This window comes from Sphingomonas sp. BK580 (assembly GCF_014194975.1).
In the GTDB taxonomy this organism is placed as follows: domain Bacteria; phylum Pseudomonadota; class Alphaproteobacteria; order Sphingomonadales; family Sphingomonadaceae; genus Sphingomonas.
This window is the reverse complement of record NZ_JACIAY010000007.1, coordinates 49,974-71,708: the sequence shown is the minus strand read 5'-3', so window position 1 is coordinate 71,708 and position 21,735 is coordinate 49,974. Positions and strand designations below refer to the sequence as shown.

Below are 21,735 nucleotides of genomic sequence, written 5' to 3'. Positions count from 1 at the left end.
CTTTGGCGCCGGCATGTTCCGCCGGGCCGCTTCACCTCCCACTTGCGTCCCGCTACAGCGCTCGCGGAGAAGCGGCGGCCGGCGAGCCGTCGCCGACACGACAAGGCGCCGCGCGCCGCACGGGAGATGGACATGGACAGGATCGGCGTCATCGGCGCGGGGCAGATGGGGGCGGGGATCGCGCAGGTCGCCGCCGCGGCGGGCGCGCACGTGCTGCTCGCCGACGTCGATCAGGCGCGCGCCGCCAAGGGCCGCGACGGCATCGCCAAGCGGCTCGACCGCGACGTCGCCAAGGAGAAGATCGACGTCGCCGCGCGCGACGCGACGCTCGCCCGCATCGAGCCGGTCGCGGGCTATGACGCGATGGCGGACTGCGCGCTGGTGATCGAGGCGGCGACCGAGCGCGAGGAGATCAAGCGCGCGATCTTCGCCGGCGTCGGCGCGGTGCTCGGCGCGGACGCGATCCTGGCGACCAACACCTCGTCGATCCCGATCACGCGGCTGGCGCAGGCGGCGCCCGACCCGGCGCGCTTCATCGGCGTGCACTTCTTCAATCCCGTCCCGGTCATGGGGCTGATCGAGGTGATCCGCGGCCTCGCCACCAGCGACGCGACCGTCGCAGCGATCGAGCGTTTCGCGGAGCGGCTGGGCAAGCGCGTGGTCCACGCCAGCGACATGCCGGGCTTCATCGTCAACCGCGTGCTGATGCCCTACATCAACGAAGCGGTGTTCGCGCTGGGCGAGGGCGTCGCGACGATCCCCGACATCGACGCCGCCTGCCAGCTCGGGCTCAACCATCCGATGGGGCCGCTGACGCTGGCGGATTTCATCGGGCTCGACACCTGCCTGGAGATCACGCGCGTGCTGTTCGAGGGCACCGGCGACCCCAAGTTCCGGCCCGCGCCGCTGCTGGTGAAGTACGTCGAGGCGGGCTGGTACGGGCGCAAGAGCGGGCGCGGCTTCTACGATTACGGCGGCGAGACGCCGGTGCCGACGCGGTGAGGTCCTAAGATCCTCCCCCGATGCGGGGAGGATTACCCTCGCTTGACGTGCCCGCTCCGGCCACCCACCCTCGCGCGTACACGTAAGGACCGCTACCGACCGCTTATGCAGCTCGTCATCGTCGAATCGCCCGCCAAGGCGAAGACCATCGAAAAGTATCTGGGCTCCGACTATCGCGTGCTCGCGAGCTACGGCCATATCCGCGACCTGCCGCCGCGTGACGGGTCGGTGAACCCCGACGAGGGGTTCGCGATGGAATGGGAGAATTACGCGGACAAGGCCAAGCAGCTCAAGGCGATCGCCGATCTCGCCAAGGGTGCCGACCGGCTGATCCTCGCCACCGACCCCGATCGCGAGGGCGAGGCGATCTCGTGGCACGTCCAGGAGGTGCTGGCCAAGCGCAAGGCGCTGCCCAGGGACGTCCAGCGAGTCACCTTCAACGCTATCACCAAGCCGGCGGTGACGCAGGCGATGGCCAATCCGCGCCAGCTCGATACCGACCTGATCGACGCCTATCGCGCGCGCCGCGCGCTCGACTATCTCGTCGGCTTCACGCTCTCGCCGGTGCTGTGGCGCAAGCTGCCCGGCGCCAAGTCGGCGGGGCGCGTGCAGTCGGTGGCGCTGCGGCTGATCGTCTCGCGCGAGCGCGAGATCGAGGCGTTCCGCGCGCAGGAATATTGGTCGGTCACGGCGAACCTCGAGCACGACGGCACGCCCTTCGTCGCGCGGCTGGTGCAATGGGAGGGCCGAAAGCTCGACCGGCTCTCGATCGGCAACGAGGGCGACGCGCTGCGCGCCAAGGCCGACGTCGAGGCGGGACGGTTCGCGGTCGAGTCGGTCGAGACCAAGCCCGCGACGCGCAACCCGCCGCCGCCCTTCACCACCTCGACGCTGCAGCAGGAGGCGGCGCGCAAGCTCGGCTTCTCCGCCGACCATACGATGCGGATCGCGCAGCAGCTCTACGAGGACGGCGCGATCACCTATATGCGGACCGACGGCGTGCAGATGGACGGCAGCGCCATCTCCGCCGCGCGCGCCGCGATCGCGCAGCGCTACGACGGCGGCTACGTCCCCGACAAGCCGCGGATGTACCAGACCAAGGCGAAGAACGCGCAGGAAGCGCACGAGGCGATCCGCCCGACCGATTTCTCGCGCGACCGCGTCGGCTCGGGCGACCACGCCCGGCTGTACGAGCTGGTGTGGAAGCGCGCGCTCGCGAGCCAGATGGCCTCGGCGCGGATGGAGCGCACGACGGTGGAGCTGGCCGACGGCACCGGCCGCCACGTGCTGCGCGCGACCGGGCAGGTGGTGCTCTTCCCCGGCTATCTCGCGCTCTACGAGGAAGGGCAGGACGACAGCCAGGACGAGGACGCCAGGCGCCTGCCGCGGCTGCGCGAGGGCGACTCGCCCGCCAAGAAGGGTGTCGAGGCCGAGCAGCATTTCACCCAGCCGCCGCCGCGCTTCTCCGAGGCGTCGCTGGTCAAGCGGATGGAGGAGCTGGGGATCGGCCGGCCGTCGACCTATGCCTCGATCATCAAGACGCTGAAGGACCGCGCCTATGTCCGCGTCGAGAAGAATCGCTTCTTCGCCGAGGAGAGCGGCCGGCTGGTGACCGCCTTCCTCGAGCGCTTCTTCGAGCGCTACGTCGGTTACGATTACACCGCCGGGCTCGAGGAGGAGCTCGACGACGTCTCGGGCGGGCGCGCGCAGTGGCAGGCGGTGCTCGAGGCGTTCTGGCGCGACTTCAAGCCGCGCACCGCCGAGGTGATGGAGCAGAAGCCCAGCGAGGTCACCGCGCAGCTCGACCAGTTCCTCGCGCCCTATCTCTTCCCCGACAAGGCCGACGGCACCGACCCGCGGCTGTGCCCGGCGTGCCATGTCGGCAGCCTGGCGCTGCGCGGCGGCAAGTTCGGTGCCTTCATCGCGTGCAGCAACTATCCCGAGTGCAAGTTCACGCGCCGCTTCGCGCAGGGCGGCGAGGCGACCGAGGACGCCACGCCCGAGCAGCTCGGCCACGATCCCGAGACCGGGCTGCCGGTAGAGCGCAAATCGGGGCGGTTCGGCCCGTACATCCAGCTCGGCGACGGCAAGGACGCCAAGCGCGCCTCGATCCCCAAGGACATCGGCGAGCTCGACCTGGAGATGGCGCTCAAGCTGCTCCACCTGCCGCGCGTGATCGGCCAGCATCCCGAGACGGGCAAGGACATCGCCGCCAGCATCGGGCGCTACGGCCCCTATCTGGTGCACGAGGGCAAATACGCGCGGCTGCAGTCGACCGCCGAGGTGTTCGAGACCGGCATGAACGCCGCGGTGGTGAAGCTCGCCGAGGCGGCGGCGGGCGGTGGGCGGCCGCAGCGCGGCGCCGCGCGCGCGCCGCTCAAGGTGCTGGGCGCGCACCCGCGGACCGAGGCCGAGCTGCGGCTGATGGAAGGGCGCTACGGGCCGTACGTGACCGACGGCACCACCAACGCGACCTTGCCCAAGACGATCGCGCCCGATCAGCTGACGCTGGAGGAGGCGGCGCAACTCATCGACGATCGCGCCGCCGCGGCGCCGGCGAAGAAGCCGGTCAAGAAGAAGGCGCCGGCGAAGAAGGCGACCGCGGCGAAGGAGGCGGGGGCCGCGAAGGCGCCGGCCAAAAAGGCGGCGGCCAAGAAAGCGCCCGCGAAGAAGGCTGCCGCGAAGAAGTAGCGCCAGCCGTCTCCATCGCGGGTGAGCCGTGCTCCGGCGAACGCCGGAGCCCAGAGCCGCAGGGATAGTCTTCGTGACTCTGGGCTCCTGCGTGCGCAGGGGCACGCGAGCGGCTCAATCGCGCTGGATCGGGTGGCAGGATGCGTTGCGCGCACAGCCGCAGCCGTCATCCTGAACTCGTTTCAGGATCCACCCGTCCGCCTTTCCACCCGCCGCTGAGTAAGCGGCACAGTGAATCCCGAGACACGCTCAGGACGACGGAATAGGGCAGGGCGCAAGCGTCTCTGGCCTTCTACCCACCGCACTCAACAGCGCCGTCATCGACCGGGCGCAGGGGGGGCAGCGTGGCTCAGGCGGCGCGGCGGGTGCCCAGCGCGAGCACGTCGCGCGCTGCGCGCTGCGCGGTCGCGATCTCGCGCGCGGTCATGTCCTCGGCCACCTCGGCGCGCGCCGCGGCGGCCGCCGCGTGGCCGCGCGCGGCGGCGAGGTTGAACCATTTGTGCGCCTCGATCAGATCGAGCGTCGCGCCGGCGGTGCCGGTCGAATAGGCCACGCCCAGGTCATAGGCAGCGTCTTCATTACCGCGGGTCGCCTCGGCGGTACGGCGGGCGAGCAGCGCGCCTTCGAAATCGGTTGGCATCTCGGATTACCCCTCTAATCCTTGGAATGAGGAGTGTTCTCGCTGATTCGAGTCTCTAATTGGTTAATGGGTTAATGCGACTTCGGTCGAACTCAGCCGAGGTCGACCGCGAGATTGTCGATCAGCCGCGTGTTGCCGAGCCGCGCCGCCGCGAGCAGCTGCCGCCGTCTTCCCGGCGCCGGCTCCGGCGAGAGGGTCTCGGCGTCGACCAGCGCGACGTAATCGACCTCGAAGCCGGCCGCGGTCAGCGCCGCGCTGGCATCGTCGAGTGCCTTGGCCGACTCGCCGCCGCCGCGGATCGCGCGCGCGGCGACCCCCAGCGCGCGCGGCAGCGCCACCGCTTTCTGCCGCTCCTCGGGCGAGAGGTAGACGTTGCGCGACGACAGCGCGAGCCCGTCGTCCTCGCGCTGGGTCGGCACGCCGGTGATCTCGATGTCGAAGTCGAGGTCCGCCACCATCCGCCGCACCACCGCGAGCTGCTGGAAGTCCTTCTCGCCGAAATAGGCGCGGGTCGGGCGCACCTGGTTGAACAGCTTGGCCACGACGGTGGCGACGCCGTCGAAATGGCCCGGCCGGGAGGCGCCGTCGAGTCCCTCGCTCACCCCGCTCACCGACACCGCGGTGGCGAAGCCGTCCGGGTACATCTGCTCCACCGGCGGCAGCCACAGCAGGTCGCAGCCGGCCTCGCTCAGCATGGCGATGTCGCTGGTCTCCTTGCGCGGGTAGCGCGACAGGTCCTCGCCCGCGCCGAACTGGCGCGGGTTGACGAAGATCGACGCCACCACCGTCGTGCCCGGCCGCCGCGCCGCCTCGACCAGCGCGATATGGCCGGCGTGCAGTGCCCCCATGGTCGGCACCAGCGCCACCTCGCGGCCGCTCGCGCGCGCCGCCTCCAGCGCCGCGCGAAGCCCGGCGAGCTCCCGATATATCTCCACCCGTTACCCCTCGAAACTCGCGGCGTCGGGTTCTATGGTCGCGACGAACCGCGATCAATCAGGGATGCGACGAATTGTCCGATACCGTTGCAGGCGTGCACGACGAGAGCCCGGGCGCGGGGGCGCCGGGCGGGCGCACGCACGTCATCGTCTTCGCCAACGAGAAGGGCGGGACGGGCAAGAGCACCACGGCGGTGCATGTCGCGATCGCGCTCGCGGCGAAGGGCGCGCGCGTCGCCTGCATCGACCTCGACCATCGCCAGCGCACGCTCGGCCGCTACCTGGAGAACCGCGAGTCGACGGTGAAGCGCTCCGCGATCGACCTGCCGCTGCCCGACCACGCGACCGGCGACGGTCGCGCCGACGGGATCTTCGCCGAGCTCTACCAGCGCTTCACCGACGGCTATGACTTCCTGGTGATCGACACGCCGGGGCGCGACGATCCTGCGGCGCGGCTGGCGGCGGCGCTGTCGAACACGCTGGTGACGCCGATGAACGACAGTTTCGTCGACTTCGACCTGATCGGCCAGGTCGATCCCGAGACCTACAAGGTCACGCGGCCGAGCTTCTACTCCGAGCTGATCTGGGACGCGCGCAAGGCGCGCGCGCGCGAGGACGGCACCACGATCGACTGGGTCGTGCTGCGCAACCGCCTGCAATATCTGGAGGCGCGCAACATGCGCCGGGTGTCGGACGCGCTCGACCAGCTCGCCCGACGCGTCGGCTTCCGTATCATTCCCGGTTTGGGCGAGCGCGTGATCTACCGCGAGCTCTTCCCCAAGGGGCTCACGCTGCTCGACGCCAAGGCGTTCGGCGGGATGGGGCTGAGCCACGTCGCCGCGCGCCAGGAGCTGCGCGAGATGATGGCGGCGCTGGCGCTGCCCGAGTCGACGATGCCGCTGTTCGCGTGAGGGTGCTGGGAGAGACCGTGCGTCTGGGTGGGCAGGAAACCAGCGACCTCGGCGCTGCGCCGCACCACCCCAAGGCACCGCGTACGCGGAAGCACGCAGCGGGTGAGGCGGATGCCCCCTCCACTTACCTGCCGTCATCCCGAACGCGGCTGGAGATCCACCGTACCGCGGACCCGGCGGCCGCGGTCCATGCGGGAAGGTGGATGCTGCAACGAGCTCAGGATGACGCCGGCGGGCGGGGCGGGGTTGCACCAGCCCACGCCATCGTCACGCCCTCTTGCCGCGACCATCACTTATGCTGAAGTGGCTCCTCCTTCTCGCGATCGTCTACGCGGTCTGGCGCTTCCTCCGCCCCGCGCCGAGGCGGCCGCGCTCGCCGCTCGCCGAGGCGCGGGCGTTGCTCGGCGTGACCCACGACGCCGACGAGGCGGCGATCCGTGCCGCGCACCGCCGCCTCATCTCGGAGATCCATCCCGATCGCGGCGGCTCGCCCGAGCGCGCGCGCCAGGCCAATGCCGCGCGCGACGCGCTGCTCGCACGCCTGCGCCGCGACTGACCGGATCGCCGGCATGAGCCATCGCTTCGATCCCGTGATCCTGCGCGAATATGACGTGCGCGGCACCGTCGGCACCAACCTGTCCGAGGCGGACGCCTATGCCGTCGGGCGAAGCTTCGCGACGCGGCTGCGGCGCGCGGGCGGCTCGCGCGTCGCGGTCGGCTATGACGGGCGCGTCCACTCGCCCGCGCTCGAGGCGGCGCTGGTGCGCGGGCTGAGCGAGGGCGGGGTCGACGTGGTGCGCGTCGGGCTGGGGCCGTCGCCGATGCTCTATTACGCCGCCGCGACGCTCGGGGTCGATGGCGGGGTGCAGGTGACCGGCAGCCACAACCCGCGCGACGACAACGGCTTCAAGCTGGTGCTCCGCGGCGACAGCTTCTTCGGCGACGACATCACCGATCTCGCGCGCCTCGCCGCAGCGGCGGACTGGACCAGCGGTCAGGGTATGGTGAGCGAGCGCGACGTTCGCGCCGACTACGTCGAGCGACTCCTCGCGGGTGACCCCGAGCGCGAGCAGGGGCGGCCGCTCCGCGTGGGATGGGACGCGGGCAACGGCGCCGCGGGCGAGGTGGTGCGCGCGCTCACCGCGCACCTGCCCGGCGAGCATCACCTGCTGTTCTGCGACGTCGACGGTCGCTTCCCGAACCATCATCCCGACCCGACCGTCGAGGCCAATCTCGCCGACCTCAAGGCCCTGGTCGCGCGCGAGCAGCTCGACCTGGGTGTCGCCTTCGACGGCGACGGCGACCGCATCGGCGCGGTCGACGCCGACGGGCGCGTGCTGTGGGGCGACGAGATCCTGGCGCTGCTCGCCGCGCCCTTGCTCGAGGAGCTGCCCGGCGCGACCATCGTCGCCGACGTGAAATCGAGCGACGCGCTGTTCGACCGGATCGCGGCGCTGGGCGGCAAGGCGCTGATGTGGCGCACCGGTCACAGCGAGATGAAGTCGAAGATGAAGGAGGTGGGCGCGCCGCTCGCGGGCGAGCTGTCGGGCCATATCTTCTTCGCGCACGGTTATTACGGCTTCGACGACGCGCTGTACGCGGCGGTGCGGCTGCTGCGCGCGGTGCGGCGCTCGGGCGAGCCGCTCGCGGAGCTGCGCGCCGCGCTGCCGCCGCGCTGCACCACGCCCGAGTGGCGCGTGCCGGTCGACGAGGCGCGCAAGCTCGCGGTGGTGGCGGAGGTGGCGGCGCGGCTCGACGCCGCGGGCGCGCGGGTCAACCGCACCGACGGGGTGCGCGTGTCGACCGACGAGGGCTGGTGGCTGCTGCGCGCGTCCAACACCCAGGCCGCGCTGACGCTGCGCGCCGAGGCGCGCGACGCGGCGGGGCTGGCGCCGCTGGTGGCGGCGATCGACGCGGAGCTGGCGGCGAGCGGGGTGCGGCGGTAGCGCGGCGCGCAGCGAGCATGACGCCACGGCCGCCGGTCGCGCGGCGCGGCGGATGCTGAGACGCGTTCAGGATAACGGCGACGCGGAGGCGAGCGAGCGCCGCTGTCGCCGCGCTACCCCTCGCTCGGCCCGGGCAGCCAGCTCAGGTCGACCGCGGCGAGGCGGTCGACGTGGTTGGCGCTGCGCGTCAGCCGCGCCTCGTCGAGCAACGTGACCCGCCCGCCCGAGCGCGCGATCAGCCCCTGGTCCTCGAGCTGGCGCAGCATGCGGTTGACGTGCACCGCGGTGAGGCCGGTGGCGTCGCCGATCTCCTCCTGCGTCAGCCCCAGCATGAAGGTGTCGCCGGTGCTGTCGTCCTGCCGACGGATACGATCGCGCAGGTCGAGCAGGACCGCGGCGACGCGCGCCTTGGCGGAGAGGCGGCCGAGGCCGGCGAGCCGATCGGTCAGCGTCGCGCGCTCGACCTGTTCGAGCGCGGCGAGCGCGAGCGCGACGCGCGGGAAGCGGAAGACGATATCGGCCACCTGCGCGCGGTCGATCGGCACCACCACGCTGTCGGCGAGCGCCAGCAGCGCGTGCGGTGCCTTGCCGAAGGCGATCACCGCCATGCCGGCGAGGTCGCCGGGGAAGATGAAACGCAGGATCTGCCGGCTGCCGTCGTCGAGCAGGACATAAGCGATCAGCATGCCGCTCTTCAGCGCGAACAGCTCGGTGGCGCGTTCATTCTCGCGGACCAGCGTCATGCCCTTGCGGACGGTGCGCTCGCGCTCGCCCAGCTGATCGAGCGCCGCGCGTTCGGGCGCGGTGAGGACAATCATGTCGCCGATCCTGTCGGCGAGGCTACGCGCTGGCACCCGGTGGATATCCCCTTGATCTGTGCGTTCGTTACGCGGGGGATCGACCAACGTGCATTAAAACCGATCAAGCGCACGCGGGGGTCACCATGTTCGCTCATCCTTGGCGACCGCCCGGGGCTTCGATAGAGCGGCGCGATGGATCGCATTCTCATCCGCGGCGGTAACCGCCTGAACGGTCGTCTCCCCATCTCCGGCGCCAAGAACGCCGCGCTGACGCTGATGCCCTGCGCGCTGCTCACCGACGAGCCGGTGACGCTGCGCAACCTGCCGCGGCTCGCCGACGTCGACGGCTTCGGCCACCTGCTCAACCAGCTCGGCGCCTCGACCACGATCGAGGGCAGTCGGCCGGAGGATTTCGGCCGCGTGATGACGATCCGCGCCGGCCAGCTCACCTCGACCGAGGCGCCCTATGACATCGTGCGCAAGATGCGCGCCTCGATCCTGGTGCTCGGGCCCATCCTGGCGCGCGCGGGGCAGGCGCGGGTGTCGCTGCCGGGCGGCTGCGCCATCGGCAACCGGCCGATCGATCTCCACCTCAAGGCGCTGCAGGCGATCGGCGCCGAGCTGGAGATGAGCGCGGGCTATGTCACCGCGACATCCCCCGGCGGGCGGCTGAGCGGCGGGCGCTACACCTTCCCGATCGTCTCGGTGGGCGCGACCGAGAACGTGCTGATGGCGGCGGTCACCGCGCGGGGCAGCAGCCGCATCGAGAATGCCGCGCGCGAGCCCGAGATCGTCGACCTGTGCCGCTGCCTCGTCGCGATGGGCGCGCGGATCGAGGGGATCGGCACCGAGACGCTCGAGATCGAGGGCGTGGCCGAGCTGCACGGCGCGACCTATGGCGTGATGCCCGACCGGATCGAGGCGGGCAGCTACGCCTGCGCCGCGGCGGTGGCGGGCGGCACGGTCGAGCTCGCCAACGTCGACGCCGCCGACATGGGAGCGACGCTGGAGGCGCTGCGCGCGGCGGGCGTGGGGATCGAGGAGCGGCGCGACTCGATCGTGGTGACGAGCGAGGGCAAGCTGGCGCCGCTGACGCTCTCCACCGCGCCCTACCCGGGGTTCGCCACGGACATGCAGGCGCAGTTCATGGCGATGCTGTGCAAGGCCGAGGGCGCCAGCGTGCTGACCGAGACGATCTTCGAGAACCGCTACATGCACGTGCCCGAGCTGGCGCGGATGGGAGCGGACATCCAGGTGCACGGCCGCACCGCCGTGGTGAAGGGCGTCGATCGCCTGGTCGGCGCGCCGGTGATGGCCACCGACCTGCGCGCCTCGATGAGCCTGATCATCGCGGGGCTGGTGGCGGAGGGCGAGACCAGCGTCGCGCGCGTCTACCACCTCGACCGCGGCTATGAGCGGCTGGAGGAGAAGCTGTCGGCGGTCGGCGCGGACATCGAGCGCGACTCAGGGGGATGACCGCGCCTCGGCGCGGTTCAACTGCCTGAGCTGCACCCCCGCATCGCATCGGGTGGGGAGGGTAGCAACGGCCTCATGCATGTCGCGCTGCGCTATCTCCGGCGCGCCCTGCGCCGTCCCTCACCCCAGCGGCGCGTCGCGCTTCGCCAGCAGCGGCGGCGCATAGGGCAGCGGCGCGTCCGCCGGCATCGTCGCCAACTCGGCCGCGATCGCGTCGGCGCGCGCCTTGGCGGAAGGGTGAGTGCGGCTGCGGAAGAAGCCGCCGTCGATCTTGCCGCCCTCCTCGCGCCAGAACCGCACCGCCAGCTGCGCGTCCCAGCCCGCGTTGCGGAGCAGATAGGCGCCGAGCAGATCGGCCTCGGTCTCGGTCTGGCGGAACAGCCGGCCGTTGCGACCCAGTTCGGCGAACAGCCCCCATGTCACGCCGGCCGCCTCCAGCCGCGCGCGGTGGCGCAGGATGGCGTGCGCCAGCTCGTGCGCGACCACCACCGCGACCTGGTCGTCGCCGAACAGCTCGAACAATCGTCCCGCGACCTGCACCACGCGGCCGTCGGACGAGGCGCCGAGCTTGTCGCCCGCGAGCACCTCGAACTCGACGCGGCAGCCCGCGCGCGGCTGCACGGTTACCGAGCGGTCGGCGCCGGCGCGGCGGAGCGTCAGTGCGAGCGGTGCCGTCGGCGGGTGCGAGGCGATCAGCGCCTGCGCCGCGTCGCGGGTCACGCTCGTCGTCGAGTCACCGCCGGCCGGGGGCGCGACCGCCGCGCCGTCGACCGCGATCAGCCCGTCGTCCGCCGTCACCCCCGCCGCCGCCGCCGGGGCGCCCCGCACCACCAGCTCGACCGTGACCGGCGCGGCGAAGGCGGTACGCAGCGCGGGTGGGTATTGGTCGGCGGCGTGGAGCGTGGCGCCGATCACCGGCTGCTGGTCGCGGCACAGTGGCGCGTTGGCCGTCGTCAGCCGCCACGCGATCGCCGCGAGCCGTTGGTCGACCTCGAGCAATGTCGGCTCGGCCGCGGCGGGAACGGCGGCGAGCAGCGCCGCGGGGAGAAGAGAAGCGAACAGGAACAGGAGACGCATCGGGGCAGGATCACTCGCGCTGGCGGAACGCCGCGGGCTCGATGCCGTGGCGCTGGAGGCGGTCATAGAGGCTGCGGCGCGGCAGCTGAAGCTCGGCGGCGGCGGCGCCGACGTCGCCGCGCACGCGGTCGAGCGCGGCGCGGATCGTCGCCGCCTCGAACCGGTCGACGCGCTCGGCGAGCGGCAGCTGGTCGGCCGCGCTCGGCGTCCCCTCCGCCACCCCGAGCACGACGCGCGTGGCATAGTTGCGCAGCTCGCGGACGTTGCCGGTCCAGTCGTCGGCGACGAGCCGCGCCTCCACCGCGGGATCGATGTTGGGCCGCTCGCGCCCGAACCGCTCCGCCGCCTCGCCGAGGAAATAGGCGAACAGCAGCGGCACGTCGGCGCGGCGCTCGCGCAGCGGCGGGATGCGCAGCCGCACCGTCTCGAGCCGGTAGAGCAGGTCGGCGCGGAAGCGGCCCTCCGCGACCGCGGCGGCCAGGTCGGTCTTGGCCGCGGCGACCACGCGCAGGTTGACGACGCGCGGCGCGCCGCCGGGCTGGGGCAGCTCGCGCTCCTCGACCACGCGGAGCAGCTTGCCCTGGAGCGCGGGCGACATGCTGTCGATCTCGTCGAGGAAGAGCGTGCCGCGGTCGGCGTCGGCGACACGGCCGGGCTGGGCGCGGCTGCCGAACAGCGCCTCGTCCGCCACCGCGTCGGGCAGCGCGGCGCAGTCGACCGCGACGAACTGGCGCGCGCGGCGGTGGCTCCAGCGGTGCAGCAGCAGCGCGACCAGCTCCTTGCCCGTCCCGGTCTCGCCCTCGATCAGCACGTCGACGTCGACGTCCGCGAGCTGGCGGATCGTGTCGCGCAGCCGCACCATCGCCGGGGTCTCACCGATCAGCGGATAGTGCGTCTCGGCCTCGGCCGCGGCGACGCGCAGCCGGCGGTTCTCCAGCACCAGCCGGCGCATCTCGAGCGCGCGGCGCGCGCTGGCGATCAGGTGGTCGGCGGCGAACGGCTTGGCGATGAAGTCGAACGCGCCCTGTTTGAGCGCCGCCACCGCCATCGCGATGTCGCCGTGGCCGGTCATCAGGATCACCGGCAGCTCGGGGTCGCGCGCCGCCACCGCCTCGAACAGGGCGTGGCCGTCCATTTTGGGCATGCGGATGTCGCTGACGACGATGCCGGGGAAATGAGCGTCGAGCTGCGCCAGCGCGGCGCGCGCGTCGCCGTGCGGTTCCACCTCGATGCCGGCGATCGCGAAGGAATCGACGAGCGCGGTACGCAGGCCCTCGTCGTCGTCGATCAGCACGACGCGGAGCGGCGCCGCGCTCATGCGCGCCGCACCGTCGCACGGAACGCCGCGCCGCCGAGCGGGGAGGGCACGATCCGCAGTGAGCCGTCGAACTGCGCGATGATGTCGCGCGCGATGCCGAGCCCGAGTCCGAGCCCGTCGGGTCGCCCCGTGACGAAGGGGCTGAACACCTCGTCGCCCAGCGCCGGGTCGATCCCGGGCCCGTTGTCCGCCACGGTCAGCTCCACCCATTCCTCCCTCGTCGTCACGGTGAGCGCCACGCGCGGGTCGGCGCGCCCGGCGAGCGCGTCGACCGCGTTGTTGATCAGGTTGACCAGCACCTGCTCCAGCCGCACGCGCCCGGCGAACACGCTCGGCTGCCCCGGCGCGGGCCAGTCGAGCGCGACGCGCGCGGCGCGCAGCCGGTCGCCCACCAGCAGCCGCGTGCCGTCGACCACGTCGTCGAGCGCGATCGGCCCGGCGGTGCCGCTGCCGCGGCGGGCGAAGCGGCGCATCTCCTGCGTGATCGTGCCGATCCGCTCGGTCAGCGCCACCGCGCTGTCGAGGCTGGCGGCCACCCGCTCGGTGCGCTGCTGCGCGAGATGATGGCGCGCGTTCTCGGCGAGCGTGCGGATCGTCGCCACCGGCTGGTTGATCTCATGCGCCAGCCCCGCGGTGATCGAGCCGAGCGAGGCGAGCCGGTTGGCCTGCGCCAGCTCCTCGCGCGCGGCGCGGAAGCGGCGGTCGGCGTCCTCGCGCCGCGCCATCGCCGCGCTGAGCTCGGCGGTGCGCGCCGCCACCGCCTGCTCGAGCTCGGCGCGGTCCGCGGCGGCGCGCGCGATCCGGCTGGTGCGCCACAGCAGCAGCGCCGCGACCAGCGCCAGCAGCAGCATCGCGGTGGCGGTGGCGAGCCGCGCGAGGTTGGCGGCGTCGCGCAGCGCGCGCTCGACCGGCACGAGGTGGAGCAGCCGCCAGCCGGGGTGCGCCGCCGGTACCGCGGTGAGGCGCAGCGGCGCGCCGCCGGGCGCGCTGGCGTCGCGGCCGGCGAGGCGATAGCCGGTCGGCGCGAGCGGGCGGTCGAGGAACTGGCCGGTGCGGCGGATCGCGGCGAGCGTCGCGGGGGGCAGCGGCGCGAGCACGCGGAGCGCGGCGCGCGGGTCGGTCGCGGCGAGCACGATGCCGCGCTCGTCGGCGAGCAGGGTCTCGCCGGGATCGTTGGCCCAGGCGCGCGTGATCGCGTCGAACTCGACCTTCACCACCACGACGCCGAGCGGCCCCGCGGCGCCGTCGATCCGCCGCGCCATGAACAGCCCCGGCCGCCCGCTGACGTTGCCGAGCGCGAAATGCTCCGCCGCGCCGTCGCGCATCGCCTGCTGAAAATACGGGCGGAAGCGGTAATCGTGGCCGACGAAGCTCTGCGCACTAGCGGCGTTGGAGGCGGAGACGGTCATCCCGCGCAAGTCGATCGCGTAGATCACCGGCTCGCCGGTGCGCCGCGCCAGCGAGGCGAGCTTGTCGTCGAGCCGCGTCGCCGCGCGCGAGGCGGCGCCCTGCACCAGCGCGTCGCGCAGGTCGCCATATTCGCTCAGCACGATCGGCAGCAGGCGGAACTTGGCCAGCTCGCTGTCGATCAGCCGCGCCTGCTGCCGTGCGGTGCGCAGCGCCTCGTCGCCGACGCGGTCGAGCGCGCGCTGCCGGGTGAGATGCGCCGCCGCGACGTAGAACAGCGCGCCGAGCAGCACGACCGCGAGCGCGGCGAGCAGCAGACCGGGGCGACGCGGCGAAGACACGCGTGCGGGATACCGCATCCGGGCCGCCGAGACCATGCGGAAACCCGCGCCTCGCGCCGCCGTGAGCCGCGGAAATCCTAGGATGAGCGTGTTTTCGCGCGCCCGGTGGCCGCGGCGTAGGATGGCGGTGAGAGCGACGGCCGCCGTCTTGCCGGGTCGAGCCGCCTGCCCATGGAGAGGTCATGGTACGAGGTTCACTGATGTCGAGCGCGCTGCTCGCCCCCGCGCTGCTCGTCGCGGTCCCGGCGGGCGCTCAGGCGGGCGCTCCTCCCGGCGGGGGCAAGGCCGCGCCCGCGACGCCGATCGCGTCGGAATATCCCGCCGCCGGGATCGGCGAGGGCACCGCGCAGGGCAAGTACAACGTCTCGCGCTGGGCCGAGGACTGGCGCGCGATGGCCGATCCGGACAAGCGCGACGACCCGCTCGACCGGCTCAAATATCTGCCGCTGACCGAGGACGGCTCGGTCTATGTCACGCTCTCGGGCGAGATCCGCTACCGCGTGCAGGCCACCACCAACCCCGACCTGCGCGACCGCGAGGCGCAGCGGCAGGAGCGGATGCGAGTCTATGCGGGGGCCGACCTCCACCTGGGCGAGCACGTGCGGGTCTACGGCGAGCTCGCCAAGGCGCGAGTCGACGGGGTCAACATCGGCACGCCCGCGGGCAATCTGCGCAACGCGCTGACGCTGTCGCAGGGCTTCGGTGAGGTCTATGGCACGCTCGCCGGTGCCAGCGTGGGCGTGCGCGCCGGGCGGCAGGAGTTCTCGGACGGGCCCAACCTGCTCACCTCGGTGCGCGACGATCCCACGCTCCACTTCGTGCTCGACGGCGTCCGCGCCTATGCGCGCGGCCGGCGCGTGCGCGCCGACGTGTTCGACCTGCGCTATGTCGCTTATGGCCAGCAGGGCCTGAGCGACGATCGCACCGACGGCGGGCGGCGCTTCAGCGGCGTCACCTTCGGCTATGCGCTGCCGGGTGAATTCCTCGGCGGGTCGAAGCTCTTCTTCGATCCCTTCGTGTGGCGGTTGCGCAACCGCGCCGCGACGTCGAACGGCACGGTCGCGCGCGAGGAGCGCCTGTTCTACGGGCTCCACCTCTACGGCGACGCCGGTCCGGTGACGCTCGACTGGACGGTGAACCACCAGCGCGGCACCTTCGGTGATCGGCCGATCCGCGCGTGGCAGGCGTTCGCGGCGCAGACCTACCGGCTGGGCCGGGCGGCGAGCGCGCCGCGCGTCGGCGTCCACCTCGATTATGCCAGCGGCGGGGGCAGCTACGACGACGGCACGCTGCGCACCGCGAGCGGGCTGTACGGCAACAATATCTACTACAGCTACCAGCTGTTCCTGACGCCGACCAACCTGATGTCGGTCTCGCCCAATGTGTCGTTCACCCCCGTCAAGCGGCTGCGCGTGACGGGCGAGTACACGATGGCGTGGCGCGCGACCGAGAGAGACGCGGTGTACCGCGCGTCAGGCGCCGCCTTCGCCGGCACGCAGGACGTGGCGGGGAGGCGGATCGCCGACCTGATGCGCTTTCAGGCGGTCTGGGCGGTGACGCCGCGGGTGAACGTCACCGGGCGCTACGAGCATCTGATCGCCAAGGACGCGCTGAAGCGGGCGGGGTACCAGAACTCCGACTTCCTCGCGGCGTGGCTGAGCCTGCGGTTCTGATGGGCGCCCTGGAATCCTCCCCGGCACGGGGAGGGAGACCAGCCGCGGGCTGGTGGAGGGAGGCTTCCGCAAGCGCCGCGCTTCGTGGCGAGCCCCCTCCACCACTCGCTTCGCGAGCGGTCCCCCTCCCCGCGAGCGGGGAGGATTGGCGCCGGCACCGACGCGCAATAGATCACAGATGACAAGGAGAGACGCCATGGCCGCCGCGCCGCCTACCGCCCCGGTTTCCGGCCGGCTCAAGTCGATCATCGGCGGCTCGACCGGCAACCTCGTCGAGTGGTTCGACTGGTACGTCTATTCCGCCTTCACACTCTATTTCGTCGGCCACTTCTTCCCCAAGAACGACCCCACGGCGCAGCTGCTGAGCGCGGCGGCGGTGTTCGCGGTCGGCTTCGTGATGCGGCCGATCGGCGCCTGGATCATGGGCATCTACGCCGACCGGCGCGGGCGCAAGGCGGGGCTGACGCTGTCGGTGACGCTGATGTGCACCGGCTCGCTGATCATCGCCTGCGCGCCCGGGATCGAGACGATCGGCTACGGCGCACCCGCGCTGCTGGTGCTCGCGCGGCTGATGCAGGGGCTGTCGGTCGGCGGCGAATATGGCGCCAGCGCGACCTATCTGTCCGAGATGGCGGGCAAGGAGCGGCGCGGCTTCTTCTCGTCCTTCCAGTACGTCACGCTGATCTCCGGGCAGCTGCTCGCGATTCTGCTGCTGGTGGTGCTGCAGGCGGTGATGAGCGAGGCGGCGCTGACCAGCTGGGGCTGGCGCATCCCCTTCGCGATCGGCGCGGTGCTGGCGCTGGTGGTGTTCTGGCTGCGCCGCGGGCTGGCCGAGACGCAGAGCTTCGAGAAGGCCAAGGCGAGCGACGCGCCCAAGTCGGGGTTCGGCACGCTGCTGCGCCGCCACCCGCGCGAGACCGCGCTGGTGATGCTGCTCACCGCCGGGGGCACGCTCGCCTTCTACGCTTACTCGATCTACATGCAGAAGTTCCTGGTCAACACCTCGGGCTTCTCCAAAGAGACCGCGACCCAGATCAACGCGGTGACGCTGTTCGCCTTCATGCTGCTCCAGCCAGTCGCGGGCGGGCTGTCCGACCGGATCGGGCGCAAGCCGCTGATGGTCGCGTTCGGCGTGGCGGGTGTGCTGTTCACCTATCCGATCTTCTCCGCGCTGGAGCGGACGCGCGACGCCACCGTCGCGGGGCTGCTGGTGATGGCGGCGCTGGTGATCGTGACGGGCTATACCTCGATCAACGCGGTGGTGAAGGCGGAGCTGTTCCCCGCGCACATCCGCGCTCTGGGTGTCGCGCTGCCCTATGCGTTGGCCAACACGATCTTCGGCGGCACGGCGGAATATGTCGCGCTGAGCTTCAAGCAGCACGGCTGGGAGCAGGGCTTCTACTGGTATGTCACGGTGATGATCGGCGTGTCGCTGCTGGTGTACCTGCGCATGCGCGACACGGGCAAGGCGAGCCTGATCGCCGAGGATTGAGGGTGTATCGATCCTCCCCGGCACGGGGACCGCGCCCGCAGGGTGTGGTGGAGGGGGGCCGAGCGCGCCGGCGCATTCGCGGAGAGCTCCCTCCACCACGGCTGCGCCGGCGGTCCCCCTCACGCGAGCGGGGTGGATCTCAGATCCTCCTCACCCCATCGTCAGCACGATCTTGCCGATATGATCGCCGCTCTCCATCCGGCGGTGCGCCTCGGCCGCGTGTGCCAGCGGGAAGCTGCGGTCCATCACCGGCCTGAGCTTGCCCGCCGCAGCGAAGGGCCACACCGTGCGCGCGATCTCGTCGGTGACCAGCGCCTTGAACGCGGCGTCGCGGGCGCGCAGCGTCGAGCCGGTCAGCGTCAGCCGCCGCCGCATGATCTCGAACAGCGGCACCGTCGCGCTGGCGCCGCGCTGCACCGCGATCGAGACGTGGCGGCCGTCCTCGGCGAGGCACTGGAGGTTGCGCGGCACGTAATCGCCCCCGACCATGTCGAGCACCGCCGCGCAGCCGCGCCCTTCCGTGATCTCGCGCACGCGCGCGACGAAATCCTCGCTGCGATAGTTGATCGCGTGGTCGGCGCCGAGCCGCCGCGCCGCCGCGGCCTTCTCGTCCGAGCCGACGGTGACGATGATCTCCAGCCCGAACAGATTCGAGAGCGTGATCGCCATGGTGCCGATGCCGCTGGTGCCGCCGTGCACCAGCACGGTATCGCCCTCCATCGCGAAGGCGCGCTCGAACAGGTTGGTCCAGACCGTGTAGAGCGTCTCGGGCAGCGCCGCCGCCTCAACCAGCGGCAACCCCTCGGGCACGGGCAGCACCTGCCCGGCGGGCACCAGCGCATATTGGGCATAGGCCCCCCCGGCGACGAGCGCGCAGACCGTCTGCCCCAGCAGCGCCGGTTCCACACCGTCGCCGAGCGCCACCACCTCGCCCGCGAGCTCGAGCCCGAGCACGCTCGGCGCGCCGGCGGGCGGGGGATAGTTGCCCTGGCGCTGCAGCACGTCGGGCCGGTTCACCCCCGCCGCGGCGACTCGCACCAGCAGCTCGCCCGCGCCCGGCCGCGGCACCGCGCGCTCCACGGGGACCAGCACCTCCGGGCCGCCGGCCTCCGCGGGATCGATCGCCAGCATCACCTCGGGCAGGTCGGTCATCGCTCGGGCAACCCTTTCGTACTGGCGTCTTCCCCGACTTATGGCCGGCGCGACGCGGGCGTCAACGCGCGCGCCCGTTCCGGGGTTCGCCGCGGCTTGACTTCGCGCTTTTCGGGGAGGACGATCGGCGCATGGACCTAGACGACATCCTCGGCCCGCAGCGCGACGACCCGCTCGCCGCGCTGCTGCGCGAGGATCTCGACCGGCTCTCCGTCGCCGAGCTGGAGGCGCGCGCCGCCGCGCTGGAGGGCGAGATCGCGCGGATCCGCCGCAAAATTGACGGGGCCGTTAACCATCGCGCAAGCGCGGACGCGCTATTCAAGCGATGAACGCTGGCGCACTGGGCTGGCGAACGATCGCTCCCGGTGCGGACGGCCAGCGCTTGATGCGGGGCCACTCAATCACGACATTCGTGACGATGGGCCGCGTGTCCTCACGCGGTCCGCTAGGAGTAATCTGATGCCCTCATTCGCCAGCGCTCTCGAGACCACGCTGCACAAGGCGCTCGAGGCCGCTTCCTCGCGCCGCCATGAATATGCCACGCTGGAGCATCTGCTGCTCGCGCTGATCGACGACGAGCACGCCAGCCAGGTGATGTCCGCGTGCGGCGTCGACCTCGGCGAGCTCAAGACCACGGTCGCGCACTATCTCGACACCGAGCTCGGCGCGCTGCGCGTCGACGCCGCCACCGATCCGTCACCCACCTCGGGCTTCCAGCGCGTCGTCCAGCGCGCGATCCTGCACGTCCAGTCGTCGGGCCGCGACGAGGTGACCGGCGCCAACGTGCTGGTAGCGCTCTTCTCCGAGCGCGAGAGCTACGCGGTCTATTTTCTGCAGCAGCAGGACATGAGCCGCCTCGACGCGGTCAGCTACATCAGCCACGGCGTCGGCAAGGGCGCCGCCACCCCCGAGGCCACCAGCGTGAAGGGCGCGGCCGAGGAGGAGAAGAAGGAGAAGGCGGACACGTCGGGCAAGAAGGGCGAGAGCGCGCTCAAGCAGTTCACCGTCGACCTCAACGAGAAGGCGAAGACCGGCAAGGTCGACCCGCTGATCGGCCGCATGGCCGAGGTCGACCGCACGGTGCAGATCCTGTGCCGCCGCTCCAAGAACAACCCGCTCTACGTCGGCGACCCCGGCGTCGGCAAGACCGCGATCGCCGAGGGGCTGGCGCGCAAGATCGTCGAGGGCGACGTGCCCGAGGTGCTCAAGCCCGCGGTGATCTACTCGCTCGACATGGGCGCGCTGCTCGCCGGCACGCGGTACCGCGGTGACTTCGAGGAGCGGCTCAAGGCGGTCGTCAACGAGCTGGAGAAGCTGCCGCACGCGGTGCTCTTCATCGACGAGATCCACACCGTGATCGGCGCGGGCGCGACCAGCGGCGGCGCGATGGACGCGTCCAACCTGCTCAAGCCGGCGCTGTCGGGCGGCACGATCCGCTGCATCGGCTCGACCACCTATAAGGAGTTCCGCAACCACTTCGAGAAGGACCGCGCGCTGCTGCGGCGCTTCCAGAAGATCGACGTCAACGAGCCGTCGATCGAGGACACGATCAAGATCCTCGCGGGCCTGCGCTCGGCGTTCGAGGACCACCACTCGGTCAAGTACACGCCCGAAGCGATCAAGTCGGCGGTGGAGCTGAGCGCGCGCTACATCAACGACCGCAAGCTGCCCGACAAGGCGATCGACGTGATCGACGAGGTCGGCGCGATGCAGATGCTGGTGCCGCCGTCGAAGCGCAAGAAGACGATCACCGCCAAGGAGATCGAGGCGGTCATCGCGACGATGGCGCGGATCCCGCCGAAGAGCGTGTCGACCGACGACAAGAAGCAGCTCGAGACGCTCGAGACCGACCTGAAGCGCGTGGTGTTCGGCCAGAACGCCGCGATCGAGAAACTGTCGTCGGCGATCAAGCTGGCGCGCGCGGGGCTGCGCGAGCCGGAGAAGCCGATCGGCAACTATCTCTTCACCGGCCCGACCGGCGTCGGCAAGACCGAGGTGGCCAAGCAGCTCTCGACGATCCTGGGCATCCCGCTCCAGCGCTTCGACATGAGCGAATATATGGAGCGCCACTCGGTCAGCCGGCTGATCGGCGCGCCCCCGGGCTATGTCGGCTTCGACCAGGGCGGGCTGCTGACCGACGCGGTCGACCAGAACCCGCACTGCGTGCTGCTGCTCGACGAGATCGAGAAGGCGCATCCCGACCTGTTCAACATCCTGCTGCAGGTGATGGACAACGGGCGGCTCACCGACCAGCACGGCAAGACCGTCGACTTCCGCAACGTTATCCTGATCATGACGACGAACGCGGGCGCGGCGGACATGGCGCGCGAGACGGTCGGCTTCGGCAACCTCACCCGCGAGGGCGAGGACGAGCAGGCGGTGCAGAAGATGTTCACGCCCGAGTTCCGCAACCGGCTCGATGCGATCGTGCCGTTCGGCTACCTGCCCCCCGAGGTGGTGGCGCGCGTGGTGGACAAGTTCATCCTCCAGCTGGAGCTCCAGCTGGCCGACCGCGACGTCCACATCAAGCTCGACGACGAGGCCAAGAAGTGGCTCACCGACAAGGGCTATGACAAGCTGTACGGCGCGCGCCCGATGGGTCGCCTGATCCAGGAGAAGATCAAGCAGCCGCTCGCCGAGGAGCTGCTGTTCGGCAAGCTGGTCCACGGCGGCGAGGTGACCGTGAAGCTGAAGGAGGGCGCGCTCTCCTTCGCGATCGAGCCCGCCGCGCCGAAGAAGCCGGGCAAGAAGAAGGGTGGCAAGGCCGCGCCGGTCGAGGCGGGCTGAGGCGAGGGCTGACGAGGGGGCGGCGGCCCAGCGTTCCCCGCTGCCATCGTGGAGGCGAAGCTCTCCTCGCATGGAACATCGTTCCCC

17 protein-coding genes are annotated in these 21,735 nt (G+C 71.5%); 10 read left to right on the top strand and 7 right to left on the bottom strand.

The features are described 5' to 3' along the window. Positions 1-132 precede the first annotated feature (132 nt). Positions 133-1,002, top strand: coding sequence for a 3-hydroxybutyryl-CoA dehydrogenase (locus FHY05_RS13505; RefSeq protein WP_183944989.1), 870 nt, complete (start codon positions 133-135; stop codon positions 1,000-1,002). Positions 1,003-1,107: 105 nt separating this feature from the next. Then, a complete protein-coding gene (gene topA, locus FHY05_RS13500) occupies positions 1,108-3,693 on the top strand; it encodes a type I DNA topoisomerase (RefSeq protein ID WP_183944988.1) in 2,586 nt (861 codons plus the stop codon). A gap of 349 nt (positions 3,694-4,042) precedes the next feature. Here topA and FHY05_RS13495 read toward each other — a convergent pair whose 3' ends face one another. Beyond that, complete coding sequence (locus FHY05_RS13495) at positions 4,043-4,333, bottom strand: SEL1-like repeat protein (protein ID WP_183944987.1); 291 nt, start codon at positions 4,331-4,333, stop codon at positions 4,043-4,045. A gap of 92 nt (positions 4,334-4,425) precedes the next feature. Beyond that, positions 4,426-5,268: a pantoate--beta-alanine ligase gene (gene panC, locus FHY05_RS13490; RefSeq protein WP_183944986.1), complete on the bottom strand. Its 843-nt coding sequence runs from the start codon at positions 5,266-5,268 to the stop codon at positions 4,426-4,428. 95 nt (positions 5,269-5,363) lie between these two features. On the opposite strand from panC, the gene FHY05_RS13485 reads away from it, so the two are divergent. The 3 genes from FHY05_RS13485 (at position 5,364) to pgmG (ending at position 8,125) form a co-directional block, all read left to right on the top strand. Further along, a complete protein-coding gene (locus FHY05_RS13485) occupies positions 5,364-6,179 on the top strand; it encodes a division plane positioning ATPase MipZ (protein WP_183944985.1) in 816 nt (271 codons plus the stop codon). Between the two features lie 295 nt (positions 6,180-6,474). Then, positions 6,475-6,735 (top strand): J domain-containing protein, encoded by a 261-nt coding sequence (locus FHY05_RS13480; RefSeq protein WP_183944984.1) that lies wholly within the window; start codon positions 6,475-6,477, stop codon positions 6,733-6,735. A gap of 13 nt (positions 6,736-6,748) precedes the next feature. Beyond that, entirely contained in the window at positions 6,749-8,125 is a 1,377-nt protein-coding gene (pgmG, locus tag FHY05_RS13475) for a phosphoglucomutase/phosphomannomutase PgmG (RefSeq protein ID WP_183944983.1), read from the top strand. Between the two features lie 113 nt (positions 8,126-8,238). Here pgmG and FHY05_RS13470 read toward each other — a convergent pair whose 3' ends face one another. Next, on the bottom strand, positions 8,239-8,979 hold the full coding sequence (locus FHY05_RS13470; protein ID WP_311732478.1) for a Crp/Fnr family transcriptional regulator: 741 nt from the start codon (positions 8,977-8,979) through the stop codon (positions 8,239-8,241). 138 nt (positions 8,980-9,117) lie between these two features. Between FHY05_RS13470 and murA the strand changes: the two genes are divergently transcribed. Next, on the top strand, positions 9,118-10,401 hold the full coding sequence (gene murA / locus FHY05_RS13465; protein ID WP_183944982.1) for a UDP-N-acetylglucosamine 1-carboxyvinyltransferase: 1,284 nt from the start codon (positions 9,118-9,120) through the stop codon (positions 10,399-10,401). A gap of 120 nt (positions 10,402-10,521) precedes the next feature. Here the strand turns inward: murA and FHY05_RS13460 are convergent, their stop codons facing one another. Genes FHY05_RS13460 through FHY05_RS13450 form a run of 3 tightly spaced genes read right to left on the bottom strand, consistent with a single transcriptional unit; the run spans position 10,522 to position 14,544 of the window. After that, positions 10,522-11,478, bottom strand: coding sequence for a M48 family metallopeptidase (locus FHY05_RS13460; RefSeq protein WP_183944981.1), 957 nt, complete (start codon positions 11,476-11,478; stop codon positions 10,522-10,524). Between the two features lie 10 nt (positions 11,479-11,488). Continuing rightward, complete coding sequence (locus FHY05_RS13455) at positions 11,489-12,796, bottom strand: sigma-54 dependent transcriptional regulator (protein ID WP_183944980.1); 1,308 nt, start codon at positions 12,794-12,796, stop codon at positions 11,489-11,491. Beyond that, a complete protein-coding gene (locus FHY05_RS13450; protein WP_221191194.1) occupies positions 12,793-14,544 on the bottom strand; it encodes an ATP-binding protein in 1,752 nt (583 codons plus the stop codon). Before FHY05_RS13450 ends, FHY05_RS13455 begins: the two co-directional genes overlap by 4 nt. A 182-nt stretch (positions 14,545-14,726) precedes the next feature. Here FHY05_RS13450 and FHY05_RS13445 point away from each other — a divergent pair, with 182 nt between their 5' ends. Together FHY05_RS13445 and FHY05_RS13440 are read left to right on the top strand one after the other, a co-directional pair. After that, on the top strand, positions 14,727-16,217 hold the full coding sequence (locus tag FHY05_RS13445) for an alginate export family protein (protein WP_260181553.1): 1,491 nt from the start codon (positions 14,727-14,729) through the stop codon (positions 16,215-16,217). A gap of 178 nt (positions 16,218-16,395) precedes the next feature. Further along, the gene (locus FHY05_RS13440) at positions 16,396-17,709 is read left to right on the top strand and encodes an MFS transporter (RefSeq protein ID WP_183944978.1); all 1,314 of its coding nucleotides are present in this window, start codon (positions 16,396-16,398) and stop codon (positions 17,707-17,709) included. A 150-nt stretch (positions 17,710-17,859) separates the two neighbouring features. On the opposite strand, the gene FHY05_RS13435 is transcribed toward FHY05_RS13440, so the two are convergent. After that, the gene (locus tag FHY05_RS13435) at positions 17,860-18,861 is read right to left on the bottom strand and encodes an NAD(P)H-quinone oxidoreductase (protein ID WP_183944977.1); all 1,002 of its coding nucleotides are present in this window, start codon (positions 18,859-18,861) and stop codon (positions 17,860-17,862) included. 131 nt (positions 18,862-18,992) lie between these two features. Between FHY05_RS13435 and FHY05_RS13430 the strand changes: the two genes are divergently transcribed. Both FHY05_RS13430 and clpA read left to right on the top strand, forming a co-directional pair. Further along, a complete protein-coding gene (locus FHY05_RS13430; RefSeq protein ID WP_183944976.1) occupies positions 18,993-19,190 on the top strand; it encodes a DUF1192 family protein in 198 nt (65 codons plus the stop codon). 130 nt (positions 19,191-19,320) lie between these two features. Beyond that, positions 19,321-21,648, top strand: coding sequence for an ATP-dependent Clp protease ATP-binding subunit ClpA (gene clpA / locus FHY05_RS13425; RefSeq protein WP_183944975.1), 2,328 nt, complete (start codon positions 19,321-19,323; stop codon positions 21,646-21,648). Positions 21,649-21,735 lie beyond the last annotated feature (87 nt).